This is a genomic window from Mesorhizobium sp. LMG 17147, assembly GCF_024297145.1.
GTDB lineage: Bacteria > Pseudomonadota > Alphaproteobacteria > Rhizobiales > Rhizobiaceae > Mesorhizobium.
The window spans coordinates 117,519-133,238 of sequence record NZ_JANCTC010000003.1; the positions used below are offsets into that span (position 1 = coordinate 117,519).

At 60.8% G+C, this 15,720-nt stretch carries 18 protein-coding genes; 14 read left to right on the forward strand and 4 right to left on the reverse strand.

Translation table 11 applies throughout. The features are described 5' to 3' along the window. The 3 genes from NMG46_RS08175 to NMG46_RS08185 all read left to right on the forward strand — a co-directional run bounded on the left by NMG46_RS08175 (nucleotide 1) and on the right by NMG46_RS08185 (nucleotide 2,061). Nucleotides 1–564 (forward strand): GNAT family N-acetyltransferase, encoded by a 564-nt coding sequence (locus tag NMG46_RS08175; RefSeq protein ID WP_254817177.1) that lies wholly within the window; start codon nucleotides 1–3, stop codon nucleotides 562–564. Between the two features lie 145 nt (nucleotides 565–709). Then, on the forward strand, nucleotides 710–1,516 hold the full coding sequence (gene dapB, locus NMG46_RS08180) for a 4-hydroxy-tetrahydrodipicolinate reductase (RefSeq protein ID WP_254817178.1): 807 nt from the start codon (nucleotides 710–712) through the stop codon (nucleotides 1,514–1,516). Between the two features lie 77 nt (nucleotides 1,517–1,593). Continuing rightward, complete coding sequence (locus NMG46_RS08185) at nucleotides 1,594–2,061, forward strand: DUF1203 domain-containing protein (protein ID WP_254817179.1); 468 nt, start codon at nucleotides 1,594–1,596, stop codon at nucleotides 2,059–2,061. Nucleotides 2,062–2,307: 246 nt separating this feature from the next. On the opposite strand, the gene ald is transcribed toward NMG46_RS08185, so the two are convergent. Continuing rightward, nucleotides 2,308–3,423, reverse strand: a complete 1,116-nt coding sequence (ald, locus tag NMG46_RS08190; protein WP_254817180.1) for an alanine dehydrogenase — start codon at nucleotides 3,421–3,423, stop codon at nucleotides 2,308–2,310. Nucleotides 3,424–3,580: 157 nt separating this feature from the next. Here ald and NMG46_RS08195 point away from each other — a divergent pair, with 157 nt between their 5' ends. Beyond that, a complete protein-coding gene (locus NMG46_RS08195; protein WP_023675099.1) occupies nucleotides 3,581–4,054 on the forward strand; it encodes an Lrp/AsnC family transcriptional regulator in 474 nt (157 codons plus the stop codon). Between the two features lie 12 nt (nucleotides 4,055–4,066). On the opposite strand, the gene NMG46_RS08200 is transcribed toward NMG46_RS08195, so the two are convergent. Further along, nucleotides 4,067–4,723, reverse strand: coding sequence for a 5-formyltetrahydrofolate cyclo-ligase (locus NMG46_RS08200; RefSeq protein ID WP_254817181.1), 657 nt, complete (start codon nucleotides 4,721–4,723; stop codon nucleotides 4,067–4,069). Nucleotides 4,724–4,905: 182 nt separating this feature from the next. Here NMG46_RS08200 and NMG46_RS08205 point away from each other — a divergent pair, with 182 nt between their 5' ends. Together NMG46_RS08205 and NMG46_RS08210 are read left to right on the forward strand one after the other, a co-directional pair. Beyond that, nucleotides 4,906–6,171, forward strand: coding sequence for an NAD(P)/FAD-dependent oxidoreductase (locus tag NMG46_RS08205; RefSeq protein ID WP_254817182.1), 1,266 nt, complete (start codon nucleotides 4,906–4,908; stop codon nucleotides 6,169–6,171). A 131-nt stretch (nucleotides 6,172–6,302) separates the two neighbouring features. Then, the gene (locus tag NMG46_RS08210; RefSeq protein WP_254817183.1) at nucleotides 6,303–8,282 is read left to right on the forward strand and encodes a bifunctional 2',3'-cyclic-nucleotide 2'-phosphodiesterase/3'-nucleotidase; all 1,980 of its coding nucleotides are present in this window, start codon (nucleotides 6,303–6,305) and stop codon (nucleotides 8,280–8,282) included. A gap of 85 nt (nucleotides 8,283–8,367) precedes the next feature. On the opposite strand, the gene NMG46_RS08215 is transcribed toward NMG46_RS08210, so the two are convergent. Continuing rightward, a complete protein-coding gene (locus tag NMG46_RS08215) occupies nucleotides 8,368–9,357 on the reverse strand; it encodes a glycerophosphodiester phosphodiesterase family protein (protein ID WP_254817184.1) in 990 nt (329 codons plus the stop codon). A 159-nt stretch (nucleotides 9,358–9,516) separates the two neighbouring features. Here NMG46_RS08215 and NMG46_RS29675 point away from each other — a divergent pair, with 159 nt between their 5' ends. From NMG46_RS29675 to NMG46_RS08235, 5 genes are all read left to right on the forward strand, one after another. Next, nucleotides 9,517–9,651, forward strand: a complete 135-nt coding sequence (locus NMG46_RS29675; protein WP_292655342.1) for a hypothetical protein — start codon at nucleotides 9,517–9,519, stop codon at nucleotides 9,649–9,651. A 103-nt stretch (nucleotides 9,652–9,754) separates the two neighbouring features. Further along, nucleotides 9,755–10,042: a Dabb family protein gene (locus NMG46_RS08220; RefSeq protein ID WP_254817185.1), complete on the forward strand. Its 288-nt coding sequence runs from the start codon at nucleotides 9,755–9,757 to the stop codon at nucleotides 10,040–10,042. 97 nt (nucleotides 10,043–10,139) lie between these two features. Next, the gene (locus tag NMG46_RS08225; protein WP_254817186.1) at nucleotides 10,140–11,024 is read left to right on the forward strand and encodes a VOC family protein; all 885 of its coding nucleotides are present in this window, start codon (nucleotides 10,140–10,142) and stop codon (nucleotides 11,022–11,024) included. After that, nucleotides 11,021–11,872: a 3-deoxy-8-phosphooctulonate synthase gene (gene kdsA, locus NMG46_RS08230; RefSeq protein WP_254817187.1), complete on the forward strand. Its 852-nt coding sequence runs from the start codon at nucleotides 11,021–11,023 to the stop codon at nucleotides 11,870–11,872. Before NMG46_RS08225 ends, kdsA begins: the two co-directional genes overlap by 4 nt. A 122-nt stretch (nucleotides 11,873–11,994) precedes the next feature. Beyond that, a complete protein-coding gene (locus NMG46_RS08235) occupies nucleotides 11,995–12,360 on the forward strand; it encodes a PRC-barrel domain-containing protein (RefSeq protein WP_023675091.1) in 366 nt (121 codons plus the stop codon). 77 nt (nucleotides 12,361–12,437) lie between these two features. Here NMG46_RS08235 and NMG46_RS29680 read toward each other — a convergent pair whose 3' ends face one another. Beyond that, nucleotides 12,438–12,560: a hypothetical protein gene (locus NMG46_RS29680; protein WP_084642452.1), complete on the reverse strand. Its 123-nt coding sequence runs from the start codon at nucleotides 12,558–12,560 to the stop codon at nucleotides 12,438–12,440. Nucleotides 12,561–12,773: 213 nt separating this feature from the next. On the opposite strand from NMG46_RS29680, the gene eno reads away from it, so the two are divergent. From eno to pdhA, 3 genes are all read left to right on the forward strand, one after another. Continuing rightward, a complete protein-coding gene (gene eno, locus NMG46_RS08240; protein ID WP_254817188.1) occupies nucleotides 12,774–14,048 on the forward strand; it encodes a phosphopyruvate hydratase in 1,275 nt (424 codons plus the stop codon). A gap of 134 nt (nucleotides 14,049–14,182) precedes the next feature. Further along, nucleotides 14,183–14,503 (forward strand): septum formation initiator family protein, encoded by a 321-nt coding sequence (locus NMG46_RS08245; RefSeq protein WP_254817189.1) that lies wholly within the window; start codon nucleotides 14,183–14,185, stop codon nucleotides 14,501–14,503. Between the two features lie 222 nt (nucleotides 14,504–14,725). Further along, a complete protein-coding gene (gene pdhA / locus NMG46_RS08250; protein ID WP_245274631.1) occupies nucleotides 14,726–15,715 on the forward strand; it encodes a pyruvate dehydrogenase (acetyl-transferring) E1 component subunit alpha in 990 nt (329 codons plus the stop codon). Nucleotides 15,716–15,720: the final 5 nt, after the last annotated feature.

Consider the following 15,720-nt stretch of genomic DNA (forward strand, 5'->3'; position numbering starts at 1 on the left):
ATGGAAGACGGATCGCTGGAAGACATCGACGTCACCGTGACGTTTCTCGAAATGCATGTGCCGCCTGCCTATTCGCCGCCGCTGCCGTACAACCGCCAGATCGCACTGCTCAAGACCAAAGACATTCCGCTGCATTTCTATCGCTATTTGATGGATCGGGTCGGCCGCAAATGGCACTGGGTCAATGTGTTGAGGCTGAACGACGAGGAGCTTGCGGCGGGCATCCACCGCGAGGACCGTGACATCAGGGTGCTTTATCTGGATGGTGCGCCGGCCGGGTTCTTCGACCTCAAGCCGCATTTGCCGGAGGAAGTCGAACTCGCTTATTTCGGAATGATGGAGCACGCGACCGGGCAGGGCATCGGCCGCTGGTTCCTCGGTGCGGCAATCGCCGCGGCGTGGTCGCACGGGCCAAGGCGGGTAACCGTGCAAACCTGTACCCTCGATCACCCAGCAGCACTGCCGCTCTATCAAAAACTAGGCTTTACGCCAGTGGCGCAAAAAAAAGAGGTCGTACATCCGATGTCTTTCGCCGAGCGCGCGGCCAGCGTCATGCGGCCCTGATTTCAGGCCCGTTCATCCAGGCTTCAGCTTGTCGTTGCCACGCCCAGGGTCTGGATCAACACTCAAATGTGTGTCCGACTTGTATGAGCCTAGCACTTTCCATATCGCTGTCGTCTAAAAACCGATGGTGATGGAGGATCGCACGATGACAATACGGGTGGTAATGGCCGGCGCGACGGGCTGGGTCGGCAAGGCGCTGGTTCCGGCGATCGGGGCGCAAGGCGACATGGCGCTGGCCGGGGCCGTGTCACGCAGCGGCGCTGGGCAGGATTCCGGTCTGCTGGTTGGCATGCCGGCTAATGGTATTGTCGTTTCGGCTTCGCTGGCCGAGGCGCTGGAGGCGCCGTCGGACGTACTGGTCGACTTCACCAAGCCGCATGTCGTGAAAGACCATGTGCTGCTCGCCATCGACAAGGGACGGCACGCTGTGATCGGCACATCGGGACTGGGTGCTGCCGACTATGCCGACATCGATGCTGCGGCGCGCGCCAACGGCGTCGGCGTCGTTGCCGCCGGCAACTTTTCCATCACCGCCACGCTGATGAAGCGGTTTGCACTTATGGCGGCAAAATACGTGCCGGATGTCGAGGTCATCGATTATGCCAGTGCAAAGAAGCCCGACGCGCCCTCCGGTACCGCACGGGAGCTTGCTGAGGCGCTGGCCGACATCCGCAAGGCCTCAACGGCAAAGCCGGTTTCCGAGGTCTCTGGCGTGCCGGCTACACGCGGGGGTGCGGTCGGCGCAGGCGAGGGGGTGCAAGTGCACGCGCTTCGCCTGCCGTCCTACATCCTGTCCTGCGAGGCGCTGTTCGGCCTGCCAGACGAGCGGCTGACCATCCGCCATGACGCCGGCTCGTCCGCGGCACCCTATGTGGCGGGCACGCTGCTCGCCATCAGACGGGTACAGCAGATCAAGGGTCTGGTTCGCGGTCTCGACGCGCTGATGGACTGATCCATTTCGGCAGGAATCGGGTGGGAAGCTCTGTCTTGCGAGCATAATTTCCGGTCAACGACACCGGAGATTTTGCCATGACGATAAGATTCAAAGCCTTGCCAACCGATGCGGTCCGGGCACTTCAGCGCGGCGGGGCGGATGCTTATGGCCTGATGCCAGAGCGGCAGATTTCGGACGGCGACGGCGTGCCTTGCCGTCATTGCTTGAAGAATGTTGCTGCGGGAGAAGCCTATCTTGTTCTGGCCTATCGGCCTTTTCCGGAGCTGCAGCCTTATGCCGAAACCGGGCCGATCTTTCTGCATGCGGAAGAATGCGAACGCGCTGCCGAGGTTGAGTTGCTTCCAGAAATGCTCGAAAGCAGCGATTACATCGTGCGCGGTTATGGCAAGGACGACCGTATTGTTTACGGTAGCGGCGGCGTCATTCCGACCGACGCCATTGCCGCACGGGCAGAGACGTTGTTCAAACGCGACGACATTGCCTACGTCCACATCCGCTCGGCCCGCAACAATTGCTATCAGTGCCGGATCGACCGCGCGTAACCGAACAGGCTGCACCGGCTTGGGCCTGTTGCACTCCCGTCGCATACAAGCGGTAGAAAGAGACTGTCGATCGATTTGCCGACCGCGGATGAACCGGCGGAAATCTCGATAACCGAGGAAGCGGGGCTTTGGCTCCGCTTTTTTGTTGTCCAGTTATTCCGCGCGCCCGCCACTTTTCAGCTTTCCGACATAGGAAAAACCCGTCGGACGAATCCGACGGGCACTGGAGAGGCAGATTCGGACAGCTCAGGCCGCGAGAACGGCCTTCGGCTCGACCAGTTCGTAACCGAGCGCTTCGGCCACCGCGCGATTCGTTATCTTGCCCTTGTGGACGTTCAGTCCGTTGCGCAGATGGTGGTCGTCTACCAGCGCCTTGAGGCCCTTGTCGGCGAGCTGCAGGCCATAGTGCAGCGTAGCATTGTTGAGCGCGTGGGCCGAGGTGACCGGCACCGCACCCGGCATGTTGGCGACGCAATAATGGATGATGCCGTCGACTTCATAGGTCGGCTCGGCATGGGTGGTGGCGTGCGAGGTCTCGAAACAGCCGCCCTGGTCGATGGCGACGTCGACCAGCACGGCACCTTTCTTCATGCCCGACAGCATTTCGCGCGTCACCAGCTTGGGCGCTGCTGCCCCCGGGATCAGCACGGCGCCGACGACTATGTCAGCCGAAAAACATTCTTCCTCCAGCGCCTCGACGGTCGAGTAGCGGGTGTGAACGCGGCCGCCAAAGATGTCGTCGAGCTGACGCAGGCGCGGGATCGAGCGGTCGATGATAGTGACGTCGGCGCCGAGGCCGGCCGCCATCCGTGCGGCATGCAGGCCGACAACGCCGCCGCCGAGCACGGTGACCTTGCCGGGGAGCACGCCGGGCACGCCGCCAAGTAGCACGCCGCGGCCGCCATTGGCCTTTTGCAGCGCCGTGGCGCCCGCCTGGATCGACAGGCGGCCGGCAACTTCCGACATCGGCGCCAAGAGCGGCAGGCCGCCGCGCTCGTCGGTGACCGTCTCGTAAGCTATCGCGGTCACGCCGGAGGCCAACAGGCCCTTGGTTTGCTCCGGATCCGGGGCAAGATGTAGATAGGTATAGAGGATCTGGCCGTCGCGGAGCTGAACCCACTCGTTGGGCTGCGGCTCCTTGACCTTCACGATCATGTCGGACTTGGCAAACACGTCGGCTGCCGTCTTGGCGATCGTGGCGCCGGCAGCGCGATACGCGTTGTCATCGGCGCCGATGCCTGCACCGGCGCCGGTCTCGACCAGCACCTCATGGCCATGCGCGACATATTCGCGGACCGAGCCCGGTGTCAGGCCGACGCGGTATTCGTTATTCTTGATTTCCCGGGGGCAACCGACGCGCATCTTTTTTCTCCTGATCCGGCCCTTTGGGGCTCGTTCCCTGTCTAGGGATAGTGAACCACGAATCGCTCGATAAGTGTTTGCGAATGCGCTTGCCTGAGAGGCGACTCTTCGATAATCGTTGCGCAAAACATTGCAATTGTCGCAGGAACTCGCAAAAATGCCGCTCGACAGGATTGATATCGCCATTCTTGAGACGTTGCAGAAGGATGGGCGGATACCCAATGCAGCGCTCGCCGAGAAGGTCGGCCTATCGCAGTCGGCCTGTTCGCGGCGGCTGGACAATCTGGAGAAATCCGGAACCATCCGTGGCTATCACGCTCGGCTGTCCAACGCTGCACTTGGGCACCAGATGACGGCGATCGTGCATATATCGCTGTCCGGGCAATTCGAGAAGACGTTGTCGGATTTCGAGGCAGCGATAAAGCGCTGCCCGAACGTCCTATCCTGCCATTTGATGTCGGGCGAATATGACTACATCCTGCGCATAGCGGCAAAGGATCTCGTCGACTACGAACGTATCCACAAGGAGTGGCTGTCGGCAATGCCGCATGTGACGAAGATCAATTCGTCTTTTGCCTTGCGCGAAATCGTCGATCGCACAGCGGTGGGAATGAAACCTGAACTCGCCTAGGCCCGAACTCGCCTAGGTGTTGACTGCCTCGGTCACCACACGGTCCATCGGAATGTCGTGCGGCTGCGGGTAGATGGTGACGATGCGCTGCAGTTCGTAGCCGACGCCGATGACCAGCGGTTTGAAGGGCATCGCGGCAAGCGTACGATCGAAGAAGCCGCCGCCATAGCCCAGGCGAAACTGCTCAGGATCGATGCCGACAATCGGCGAAATGACGATGTCGGGTAACACAGGATCGCCGTCAGCCGGTATCGGGATATTCCAGACGCCCTTCTCCAGCCGGTCTCCGTGGGTATAGGCGCGAAAGACAAGCGGCCGGTCTTTCTCGACGACGACGGGCAACGCCGTGCGCCCGCCCCGCGCGTCGACGGTTTCCATCCACGGGCGCAGGTCCGGCTCGCCGCGAAACGGCCAATAGAGGCTGACCACGCGGCCGGCGATGTCACCGATCATCGCGTCGAGCCCTTCGGCAATGCGCTGCGACATGGCTGCGCGCGTGTCGGCTGAAACGGCAAGGCGGGATGCGATCAATCGCTGGCGCTCGGCCTTGCGCCAGCGCCTTACGTCGGTCCAGTCGGATAGCGGCGGTTGGAACTCCGGGTCGAGCTCGTGCATAAAACAAGGCGGCGAGGCGTACTGCGCTGAGCCTTCATCTTGATCCCTAGCCATGCTTCACCTGCAATACATACAGTTCCAACCAAGTCGTATCCTGGACGCAGGCTATATCTGGGAACGAGTCTGCAGCATGCGTATTCACGACATCAAGAGACGACTCCCAGTTAGGTGCAGCGCAGGCATTGCTGCACTGCACAAGGACACTTACATCAGCCTTGGCGAGAGGGATGAGTGAGATGAACACAGCCAACCATCACGTCGTCGTCGTAGGCGCCGGATTCGGCGGTCTCGAATTCACCCGCGCACTTGCCGGCGCGCCGGTGCGTATCACCATGATCGACAGGCGTAATCATCACCTCTTTCAGCCACTACTCTACCAGGTGGCGACGACGGCGCTGGCCACATCCGAAGTGGCCTGGCCGATCCGCCATCTCCTGCGCAAGCGCGATGATGTGACGACGCTGCTCGCCACCGTTACCGGCATCGACCGCACCGGCAAGCGCGTGCTGCTGCAGGACGGCGGCACGGTCGCTTACGACACGCTTGTGCTGGCCACCGGCGCGCGGCACGCCTATTTCGGCCATGACGAATGGGAACCGTTTGCCCCGGGCCTGAAGACGCTGGAGGATGCCACCACCATTCGACGGCGTATTCTTTTAGCTTTCGAGCGGGCCGAACGGGAAACCGATCCCGCCAAGCGTCAGGCATTGCTGACGCTGGCGATCGTCGGCGGCGGGCCGACCGGCGTGGAACTGGCCGGCACCATTGCTGAGCTGGCGCACGACACGCTGCGCGGCGAGTTCCGCAACATCGACACGCGGCAGACGCGTGTGGTGCTGATTGAGGCCGGCGACCGCATCCTCTCCAATTTCGCTCCCGAACTCTCCGGTTATGCAACGAAGGCGCTCGAACGGCTCGGCGTGACCGTCGAACTCGGCCGGGCGGTTACGCGCTGCGATGCCGAGGGTGTCGTCTTCGGCGACACACACTTGCCGGCCAGGACAATCCTGTGGGCGGCGGGCGTCGCCGCTTCGCCGGCCGCCGAATGGCTCGGCGCGGCCGCGGACCGCGCAGGCAGAGTGCTTGTCGAGCCCGACCTGAGTGTGCCGGGAAACCCGGAGATTTTCGTCATCGGTGACGCAGCGCACGTCCTGCGGCCGGATGGCCGGCTGGTGCCGGGCGTCGCGCCCGCCGCCAAGCAGCAGGGACGGCACGTCGCCGCGACGATCAAGGCAAGGCTTGCCGGTGACGCGACACCGCGTCCTTTCAGCTACAGGCATGACGGCGATCTGGCGACGATCGGCAAGCGCGCCGCGGCCATCGATTTCGGCTGGATCAAGCTCACCGGCCGGCTTGCCTGGTTGCTGTGGGGCTTGGCGCATATCTACTTCCTGATCGGCTTTCGTAACCGGCTTGCGGTTTCCCTGAGCTGGCTATGGATCTACTTCACCGGTCAGCGCAGCGCGCGGTTGATCACCCAGGGCGACGACGATAGGGGCTGATTGTTCGCTGCCGGACATTCATCGGCGCGTCACCTCCTCTTGATGGAATCGGCTTCTGGACTCGGCTGGATTTCGGCGCGAGGCTTTGCTTCGGGCAGGACTTGTCACGTCGTGGAAGAAAGAGAAAACGAATGTCCCAACTGCGCCACCTCGTCTCACGCCGCGATTTCCTCGCCGGCGTTGCCGCCAGCGGAGCGCTGATCATGCTGCACCCGTTCTCCGCCCGGGCTCAAGCCAATCAGGCGCATCTGAGGATTATGGAGACGACCGACATCCACGTGAATGTGCTGCCTTACGATTACTACGCCGACAAAGCCAACGACACCATGGGGCTGTCGCGAACGGCATCGTTGATTGAAGCCGTGCGCAAGGAAGCAACCAACGCGATGCTGGTCGATAATGGCGACCTTCTACAAGGCAACCCGATGGGCGACTACATCGCCTACGAGAGAGGGATGAAGGATGGCGATCTGCATCCGGTCATGAAGGGCATGAACCTGCTCGGCTACGAATGCTCGACGCTCGGCAACCACGAGTTCAACTATGGCCTGTCGTTCATGGACAAGGTGCTGGCCGGTGCCAATTTTCCGTTCGTCTGCGCGAACCTGATCCGCGGCACCGAGCTCGCCGCGAACCCGCGCGACGACAAGCTCTATCTCAAGCCGTATGTCATCCTCGACAGGAAGATCAAAGACGGATCGGGCGCCGAGCAACCGATCAGGATCGGCATCATTGGCTTCGTGCCGCCGCAGATCATGGTCTGGGACCTGAAAAATCTCGAAGGCAGTGTCAAGACGCGCGACATCGTCGAGGCGGCCAAGGCGTGGGTGCCGCAAATGAAGGAAGAAGGCGCCGACATCGTCATTGCGCTCTCCCATTCCGGCATCGACGTGAAGCAAAGCGACATGATGGAGAATGCCTCCGTCTTCGTGGCAGGTGTCGAAGGCATCGATGCGGTGTTCACCGGCCACCAGCACCTCGTCTTCCCTGGCAAGAAGGACTTTCAGTTGCTGGAAGCCGTCGATCCGGCGAAAGGCACGCTGCAAGACAAGCCCGCCGTTATGGCCGGCTTCTGGGGCTCGCATATGGGGCTGATCGATCTGTTGCTGGAGCGCGACGGATCGACATGGAAAATCGTCTCGGCGACCTCTGAGGCCAGGCCGATCTTTGAGCGGGTCGACAAGACGAACAAGCCGACCGTCGCGGACGACCAGCGCATCGTCGACGCGCTCAAACAGGATCACGAGGCGACGCTCGCCTATGTGCGCCGGCCTGTCGGCAAAACCTCGGCGCCGCTCTATTCCTATTTTGCGCTGGTCGCCGACGATCCATCGGTCCAGATCGTCAGTCAGGCGCAGACCTGGTACTTGAAGGACATCCTGAAGAACACCGAGTGGAAGGATATGCCGCTGCTGTCGGCAGCGGCACCGTTCAAGGCGGGTGGGCGCAACGGCGCCGACTATTACACCGACGTGCCGGTGGGCGATATCGCCATCAAGAACGTCGCCGACCTCTACCTCTATCCAAACACGGTGCGCGCCGTCGAAATCACCGGAGCGGAGGTGAAGGAATGGCTGGAAATGTCGGCCGGCATCTTCAACCGGATCGAACCGGGCAAAGCCGACCAGGCGCTCATCAACACTGACTTCCCATCCTATAATTTCGACGTGATCGACGGCGTCACCTACAAAATCGATCTGTCGCAGCCACCGAAATATGATTCGAAGGGCGGGCTGGTGAATGCTGGCTCGAACCGCATCATTGACTTGATGTTCAACGGCAATCCAATTGATCCCAAGCGGAAATTCGTCGTCGCCACCAACAACTACCGGGCCGGCGGCGGAGGCAATTTCCCGCAGATCAATGCCTCGAAGATCATCTACGAAGCGCCCGACACCAACCGCGATGTGATCGTGCGTTATATCGTCAGCAAAGGCACCATCAATCCGTCGGCGGACGCCAACTGGTCGTTTGCGCCACTACCGGGAACCAGCGTCGTATTCCAGACCGGCGCCAGGGCAAAGGATTTCATTGCGCAAGTGACGTCGCTGAAGATCGAGCCGGCGGGCGAGGGCGAAGCAGGGTTTGCCAAGTACCGCATCACTCTCTAGGTGAGGATTTGAGCGTCGACTCGAAACTGTCTCAGCGCTAAGATACTGTCCGGTACGGCAAACCTTTTTCCAGCAGATGGCCTTGTCACCCACGTGGTGCGAAACGCCGCTTGATGGCAGGCATGACCAGATCCAGTGCGTCCGTCGAAATCCCACCGGAATAATCGTCCGGCAGTTGGTCGATCGAGGCTGGGTCGTCGAGGCCTTGTGAAAAGCCGCCGCCGGAATAGGGACCGAGCAGGTAGACATGGCTGCCGACACCGTCCATACGATCGAGAAAACGGTCCGGCCAGCCCCACATCCACTTTGCGATATTGACGGGGATGAGCAAAGTGCCCTGGCGGCAGGCATCAGGAACGTAGCCGCTCCAGCCGAGCGCAGTGTAGCGAAGAATGCAGCGCGTCAGGGATGCGCGGCTCAGCGTGTGCGTATCCGGCAATGCTGCCTTGACCGCGTCCATAGGCCTGTCGCCGCCATAGACCGTCAGATTGGCGCGCTCGGCCGGCGTCAATGTGGCGAGCCAGGCAGCCAGCATCTCGCCTTCCTTGGGATCGTTGCTTTTGACGTTGATGTTGAAGCGCCGGTTCGGGAAGCGCTGCAAGACTTCATCCAGCGACTGCATCATGCCGACACCCTTGCCGCGAAACGGAAAGGTCTTGCCGCCATCGGCAGTGTAGCCATAACCAATATCGAGCGTCTTCAATTCGGACATTGCATGGCTGCGCGTTTCACCCTTGCCGTCGGTGCGACAATCCAGCGTCCAATCGTGGAAGACGGCGAACTTGCCGTCCGTGGTAGGATGGACATCAAGTTCGAGCGCGTCCGCACCGAGCGCGAAGGCGGCTTCCATCGACGGTATCGTGTTCTCGAGGAAGGAATGGCGCGGCGTCAGCATGCGAGCGGCCGTGCATGTTTCCGATCCGAGGTTCGTACGGTCGAAATCCTGAGCCAGGCCGCGATGCGCAAGCACCGAAGGGGTGCCGGCCAGCCGGCTCGAAAGCAGCGAGGTGTTGTTGAGCCAGATGCCGCCCGCAGCGACGAGAATTGCAACGAGGGAGATCGTCCGTCTGCGCATGATATGATTCCCATTGGCCGTTATGGCCGCATCCTGCGTCACGATCGGACTTTTTTGACGGTCGGGCAGATCAAACGGCCGCTAAAGATTCCCGGGGAGGGTCCCCAGCAGCGTTGGAATCGTTATGGTTGCAGCCGTCCATATGCGCTAGTTTTAGTCATGCGTTATGTCATCGTCATCACGACCGTCACCTTTTTCCTGATCTGGGACGGCATTTACAACCAAGGCCGCTACCTCGACAGGACGGTCAGGGAGGTGACCCGCATCGTGCACTATGTAACCAGCATGGTGTAGTTTCTCTTCGCTGCTACGGTTCGCAGACGCGACAAACCTGCCGATTGACGGCACGCTGCCGCTGACACAAAAGAACGCCGGTCCAACGGTCGAGGAGGCTGGGTTGATCCGGCATATCGTTTTCTTCAGCGCACGGCATAAAGCGGATGTCGAGGCAGTGCGCACGGGCCTCCTGGCGCTTGGCAAGATACCTCATTCGCGTCATTTCGAGGTAACGCTCAACACCAAGGTCGACCCGCTCTCGGATGAGATCGATGTGGTCGTCTACGCCGAGTTCGAGGACGAAGCGGCGCTCGCCGCCTACAAGGCGCATCCGCTCTATGCAGAGACGACCAGCCGGGTCAAACCGCTACGCGAATTGCGTTATTCGGCCGACATCGTTGCAAGTTGACGAGTCGCCGTCCCCTAGGCGCCGATAGTGGTCTTGCCGCTGAGGCGTCGGCCAAGGCCTTGAACCATTTTCAGGAATGAGGCACACCGCGCGGGACATGACCGAGAACACCTCCGCAAGGCCTCATCCGCTCGATCACCTAGTGCTGCCGACCGCGAGCCTCGATATTGCGCGGGCGCGCTTGACCCTGCTTGGCTTTACTGTTGCGCCGACAGGTATCCACCCTTTCGGAACGGAAAACTGCTGTGTCTTCCTCACCGACGGCACCTATCTCGAGCCGCTCGTGGTCGCCGACAGACAGGCCGTGGCAAAGGCGATCGCGAACCGCAATGTCTTTGTCGCGCGTGATCGCACCTATCGCGAAGAAAACGGCGATGAAGGATTTTCTGCCGTGGCGCTGGGCACCGAAAGCGCCGCCGCGGACTACGCGCGCTACATGGAAGCCGGTCTGTCGGCGGGAGACGCGCTAAGCTTTTCGCGCGCCTTTACCGATGCGACGGGAACGAGCGACACCGCATCGTTCAAACTGGCCTTCGCGGCTACAGGCAAGGCAACGGACGCTTTTCTCTTCGCCTGCGAGCGGATCGATGCGCCGAACGTCGACCGCACTGCGTTGCAGGCGCACGCTAATGGCGCAACCGGCATTGTCGAAGTCGTAGCAGTCACTGGCGAACCTTTCGAACAAGGCCGCTTGATTTCGATCGCAGCCGGAATCGAGGCGCAGGGCGGCACTGTCTATGAGCTGCCGAATGCCGTAGTGACCATTCTGGATCCTGCAGCCTATTCGGCACGCTTCGGCATTCCTGCCGGCGCGCCATCTGAACTCCGCTTTGCTGGGATCGTCTTTTCGATTAGGCACGCCGACGCCGTCGCCAAGCTGCTTGCAGCCAATTCCGTCGAACACCACACGCGCGGCGGTGATATCATCGTGCCGCCGGCGCCAGGGCAGGGCGCCGCCTTCATTTTCCGGGAGATCGCATGAACAAGCTCAATCCACTGATGCCGAACTCTTCCGTTGCGGTCGGCAAAGTCATTTTCGGCAACAGCGCGCCCTTATCGCTGATCGCCGGTCCATGTCAGCTGGAATCGCGGCAGCACGCTTTCGACATGGCCGGTGCGCTAAAGGAATTGACTGAAAGGCTCGGCATTGGGCTCGTCTACAAGACCAGCTACGACAAGGCCAACCGCACCTCGCTTGGCGGCACGCGCGGCGCGGGACTTGAAGCGGCAATGCCGATCTTCGACGACTTGCGCAAGAATTTTGCGCTGCCGATCCTGACCGACGTTCACACTGAGGAACAATGCGCGATCGTCGCTCCGCATGCCGATATCCTGCAGATTCCTGCCTTCCTCAGCCGACAGACCGATTTGCTGATTGCTGCGGCAAGAACCGGCAAGGTGGTCAATGTGAAGAAGGGCCAATTCCTCGCGCCGTGGGACATGAAGAACGTCGTCGCCAAGATCATCGGCTCCGGCAACGCCAATGTCTTGGTGACCGAGCGCGGCGCATCCTTTGGTTACAACACCCTGGTGTCCGACATGCGGGCGCTGCCGATCATGGCCGAGATCGGTGCGCCGGTGATTTTCGATGCCACCCATTCCGTGCAGCAGCCGGGTGGGCAGGGCGGTTCGTCTGGAGGCGACCGGCGCTTTGTCGAGACGCTGGCGCGCGCGGCCGTCGCGGTTGGCGTCGCCGGCGTCTTCATCGAGACGCACCAGGACCCCGACAACGCGCCTTCCGACGGTCCCAACATGGTGCCGCTAAAGGATCTTCCCGCATTGCTTGAACGGCTGATGGCGTTCGATCGCATTGCCAAGAGCGTGGGTTGAACCAGCAGTTGCGCCACAGCAGCGTCGTCAAGAAAACTTTGAAGAATTTCGAACCCGCCTGGAACCTTAGCCCGCGGCCCTCATTGTCAAAATCTAATGTCAACGACGACGAGGAGAACACCATGACGACCCAGACGGGACACACCGAAGCCATCGCCGCTTCGCGGGTTATCGGCACATCGGTCTACAACACGGAAGGCACTCATATCGGCGACATCGAGGACGTCATGCTCGACAAATTGTCGAACGGAATCATGTTTGCCGTGATCGGTTTTGGCGGATTTCTCGGCATTGGCGAGAAATACCACGCCATTCCGTGGGCGAGCCTTGATTATGACGAGAACAAGGGTGGCTATGTCGTGCCGTTCACCAAAGACCAGCTGATGGCCGCTCCTTCTTACTCGATCAACGAGCTGACCGGCGCCGACGGCGAGGCCGCGCGTGACGCCTCATACAACTACTACAAGGTCGAGCCTTACTGGCATTGACCTTACTGGCACTGACTAAGTCTCCTGGAATCAAGAAGGCCCCCGGGAAATCGGGGGCCTTTCGATGAGACGGGATGCTACTGCGCAATCTGCAGGGCCGGCAAAGGCGACGATCCCTGCGGGGGTTGCTGATTGTCGCACGACGTCAGGAACGCAGCCGCGATCAGGAACAAACTCACAATACCGCTCAACTGGGACATGGCGAAACTCCTCCTGTTTCGCCCCGCGCGACAACAGCCATAAACCAGAAACCGGCATGCGGCCTATGACAAATGATGACAGTGTTTTGTGCTTCGTGAGTCCCAAGAGCGGCAATGGGCGCGGGGCAATATTTGCAACTGCCCCGATTGCGTTTTGCGGCGCTTTGGCTAAGAGGTGCGCGACGCTTCAATCGATCAATCGGGGACATCGCAATGACGGCCATCATCGACATTGTCGGGCGTGAAATCCTGGACAGCCGCGGAAATCCGACCGTCGAGGTCGACGTCGTGCTCGAAGATGGCTCGATGGGTCGCGCCGGGGTGCCGTCCGGTGCCTCTACCGGCGCGCATGAGGCGGTCGAACTGCGCGATGGCGGCCCCCGCTATCTCGGCAAAGGCGTGCTCACGGCGGTCGAGGCGGTGAACGGCGAGCTGTTCGAGGCGATCGGCGGCATGGAGGCAGAGAATCAGATCCATATCGACCAGACCATGATCGAGCTCGATGGTACGGCAAACAAGAGCCGGCTCGGCGCCAATGCCATCCTCGGCGTGTCGCTGGCGGTGGCCAAGGCCGCGGCCGAAGCGGCCGACCTGCCGCTCTACCGTTATGTCGGCGGTACCAAGGCCCATGTGCTGCCGGTGCCTATGATGAATATCATCAATGGCGGCGCGCATGCCGACAACCCGATCGATTTCCAGGAATTCATGATCCTGCCAATCGGCGCGCCGACGCTGCGCGACGGCGTGCGCTGGGGCTCGGAGATCTTTCATACGCTGCGAAAGAAGCTGAAGGACGCCGGCCATAACACCAACGTCGGCGACGAGGGCGGCTTTGCTCCCAACCTGAAGAGTGCGCCGGCCGCGCTCGACTTTATCATGGAATCGATCGAGCAGGCTGGCTTCAAGCCTGGCGAGGAGGTTGCGCTAGGTCTCGACTGCGCGGCGACCGAATTCTTCAAGGATGGCAACTACGTCTATGAAGGCGAGAGGAAAACCCGCGACCCGAAGGCACAGGCCAGATATCTGGCCAAACTTGCTGCCGACTACCCGATCATCACCATTGAGGACGGCCTGGCGGAGGATGACTGGGACGGTTGGAAAATACTGACCGATCTCATCGGCAAGCAAACGCAGCTGGTTGGCGACGATCTGTTCGTCACCAACACGGCGCGGCTGCGCGACGGCATCCGCATGGGTGTCGCCAATTCGATCCTGGTCAAGGTCAACCAGATCGGCTCGCTTACCGAAACGCTCGACGCCGTCGAGACCGCGCACAAGGCCGGCTATACCGCGGTGATGTCGCACCGCTCGGGCGAGACCGAGGATTCGACCATCGCCGACCTCGCCGTTGCCACCAATTGCGGGCAGATCAAGACGGGCTCGCTGTCGCGCTCGGATCGCATGGCCAAGTACAACCAGCTCATCCGCATTGAGGAGGAGCTCGGCAAGCAGGCGCAATATGCCGGCAAGTCGATCGTGAAAAGCTGATTTCGAGAGAAAATCCGTGGCGGCGAGGGTGGGCACATTCCCGCCCTTTTTTGCTTCCTGGCTCTGAATCCAACAGGCTGTAACCGTCCATTAAGCACAATCGGGCGACAAAGGCGGCCTAGAGGATTCGGACCATGTGGACACGCCAGCACAAGCAAAGAAACACCGGCCGGCTGATCATCCCCTCGCTCTGCGTGGTGTTCCTGACTTATTTCGGCTTCCATGCCTATCATGGCGAGTTCGGGATATATTCCAAGTATCGGCTCGAAGCTGAGACTGCCGAATTGCAGGGCAGGCTCGATGCCGTCAGGACGCGCCGGATCGATCTCGAGCGCCGCGTTCAGCTGATGCATGAGGGCACGCTGGAGAAGGACATGCTGGACGAGCAGGCGCGCAAGGCGCTTAATCTGTCCCACGCCGACGAGATCACCATCATGTTGCCGGGCGTAAGATAACCTGATTTCAGTTAATCCGCGATATTTGCAATGATTTTAATTGGTTAGATGCATGACAGCCATGCGTTTTCGGCATGGCGAAAGCCTTCCCTGCATGTTAGCCTGCCTCAAATCGGTGGGAGAACTGATCTCCCTCGCTGTCCGCCAAGAGACGCCAACAGGGAGTGATGCATGGCCACCGCCACCAGAAAAGCGCCTGCCAAATCCAAATCAGACGGCAAGATGCCGGGCCTTTCCACCCCGAAGCCTGTTGAATTCACCAAAGACCAGGAGCTTGCCGCCTACCGGCACATGCTGCTCATCCGCCGCTTCGAGGAAAAGGCCGGCCAGCTTTACGGCATGGGCTTCATCGGCGGTTTCTGCCACCTCTACATCGGCCAGGAAGCGGTCGTTACCGGCATGAAGATGGCCCTGATCGATGGCGACCAGATGATCACCGCCTATCGCGACCATGGTCATATGCTGGCGATGGAGTTGTCACCGCGCGGCGTCATGGCCGAGCTGACCGGGCGCCGTAGCGGCCTGTCGAGAGGCAAAGGCGGCTCCATGCACATGTTCTCCAAGGAGAAGCATTTTTACGGCGGCCACGGCATCGTCGGCGCGCAAGTGTCGCTCGGCACCGGCATTGCCTTCGCCAACCGCTATCGCGGCAACAACAATGTGACGCTGACCTATTTCGGCGATGGCGCCGCGAACCAGGGCCAGGTCTACGAAAGCTTCAACATGGCCTCGCTGTGGAAGCTTCCGGTGATCTACATCATCGAGAACAACCGCTACGCCATGGGAACCTCGGTCTCGCGCTCTTCGGCCGAGACGGATTTCTCGCACCGCGGCGCCTCCTTCAAGATTCCAGGCATCCAGGTCGACGGCATGGATGTGCGCGCCGTTAAGGCCGCCGGCGACCTCGCCGCCGAATGGTGCCGCGCCGGCAACGGGCCGCTCATTCTCGAAATGCAGACCTATCGTTACCGCGGCCATTCGATGTCGGATCCGGCAAAATACCGCTCCAAGGAAGAAGTGCAGAAAATGCGCTCCGAACGTGACCCGATCGAGCAGGTCAAGGCGCGGCTGCTCGACAAGAAATGGGCAAGCGAGGACGAACTCAAGGCCATCGACAAGGAAGTCCGCGACGTCGTCGCCGACGCCGCAGAATTTGCCCAGAACGACGCGGAGCCGGATCCGTCCGAGCTCTGGACCGACATCGTACTTTAACGAGA

Coding starts and splice junctions, on each gene's coding strand:
- NMG46_RS08225 (WP_254817186.1), top strand. CDS start 10,140: ATGACCGAGAACACCTCCGCAAGGCCTCATCCGCTCGATCACCTAGTG.
- pdhA (WP_245274631.1), top strand. CDS start 14,726: ATGCCGGGCCTTTCCACCCCGAAGCCTGTTGAATTCACCAAAGACCAG.
- NMG46_RS29675 (WP_292655342.1), top strand. CDS start 9,517: ATGCGTTATGTCATCGTCATCACGACCGTCACCTTTTTCCTGATCTGG.
- eno (WP_254817188.1), top strand. CDS start 12,774: ATGACGGCCATCATCGACATTGTCGGGCGTGAAATCCTGGACAGCCGC.
- NMG46_RS08235 (WP_023675091.1), top strand. CDS start 11,995: ATGACGACCCAGACGGGACACACCGAAGCCATCGCCGCTTCGCGGGTT.
- kdsA (WP_254817187.1), top strand. CDS start 11,021: ATGAACAAGCTCAATCCACTGATGCCGAACTCTTCCGTTGCGGTCGGC.
- NMG46_RS08175 (WP_254817177.1), top strand. CDS start 1: ATGGAAGACGGATCGCTGGAAGACATCGACGTCACCGTGACGTTTCTC.
- NMG46_RS08245 (WP_254817189.1), top strand. CDS start 14,183: ATGTGGACACGCCAGCACAAGCAAAGAAACACCGGCCGGCTGATCATC.
- NMG46_RS08200 (WP_254817181.1), bottom strand. CDS start 4,723: ATGGCTAGGGATCAAGATGAAGGCTCAGCGCAGTACGCCTCGCCGCCT.
- NMG46_RS08205 (WP_254817182.1), top strand. CDS start 4,906: ATGAACACAGCCAACCATCACGTCGTCGTCGTAGGCGCCGGATTCGGC.
- dapB (WP_254817178.1), top strand. CDS start 710: ATGACAATACGGGTGGTAATGGCCGGCGCGACGGGCTGGGTCGGCAAG.
- NMG46_RS29680 (WP_084642452.1), bottom strand. CDS start 12,560: ATGTCCCAGTTGAGCGGTATTGTGAGTTTGTTCCTGATCGCGGCTGCG.
- NMG46_RS08195 (WP_023675099.1), top strand. CDS start 3,581: ATGCCGCTCGACAGGATTGATATCGCCATTCTTGAGACGTTGCAGAAG.
- NMG46_RS08215 (WP_254817184.1), bottom strand. CDS start 9,357: ATGCGCAGACGGACGATCTCCCTCGTTGCAATTCTCGTCGCTGCGGGC.
- ald (WP_254817180.1), bottom strand. CDS start 3,423: ATGCGCGTCGGTTGCCCCCGGGAAATCAAGAATAACGAATACCGCGTC.
- NMG46_RS08185 (WP_254817179.1), top strand. CDS start 1,594: ATGACGATAAGATTCAAAGCCTTGCCAACCGATGCGGTCCGGGCACTT.
- NMG46_RS08210 (WP_254817183.1), top strand. CDS start 6,303: ATGTCCCAACTGCGCCACCTCGTCTCACGCCGCGATTTCCTCGCCGGC.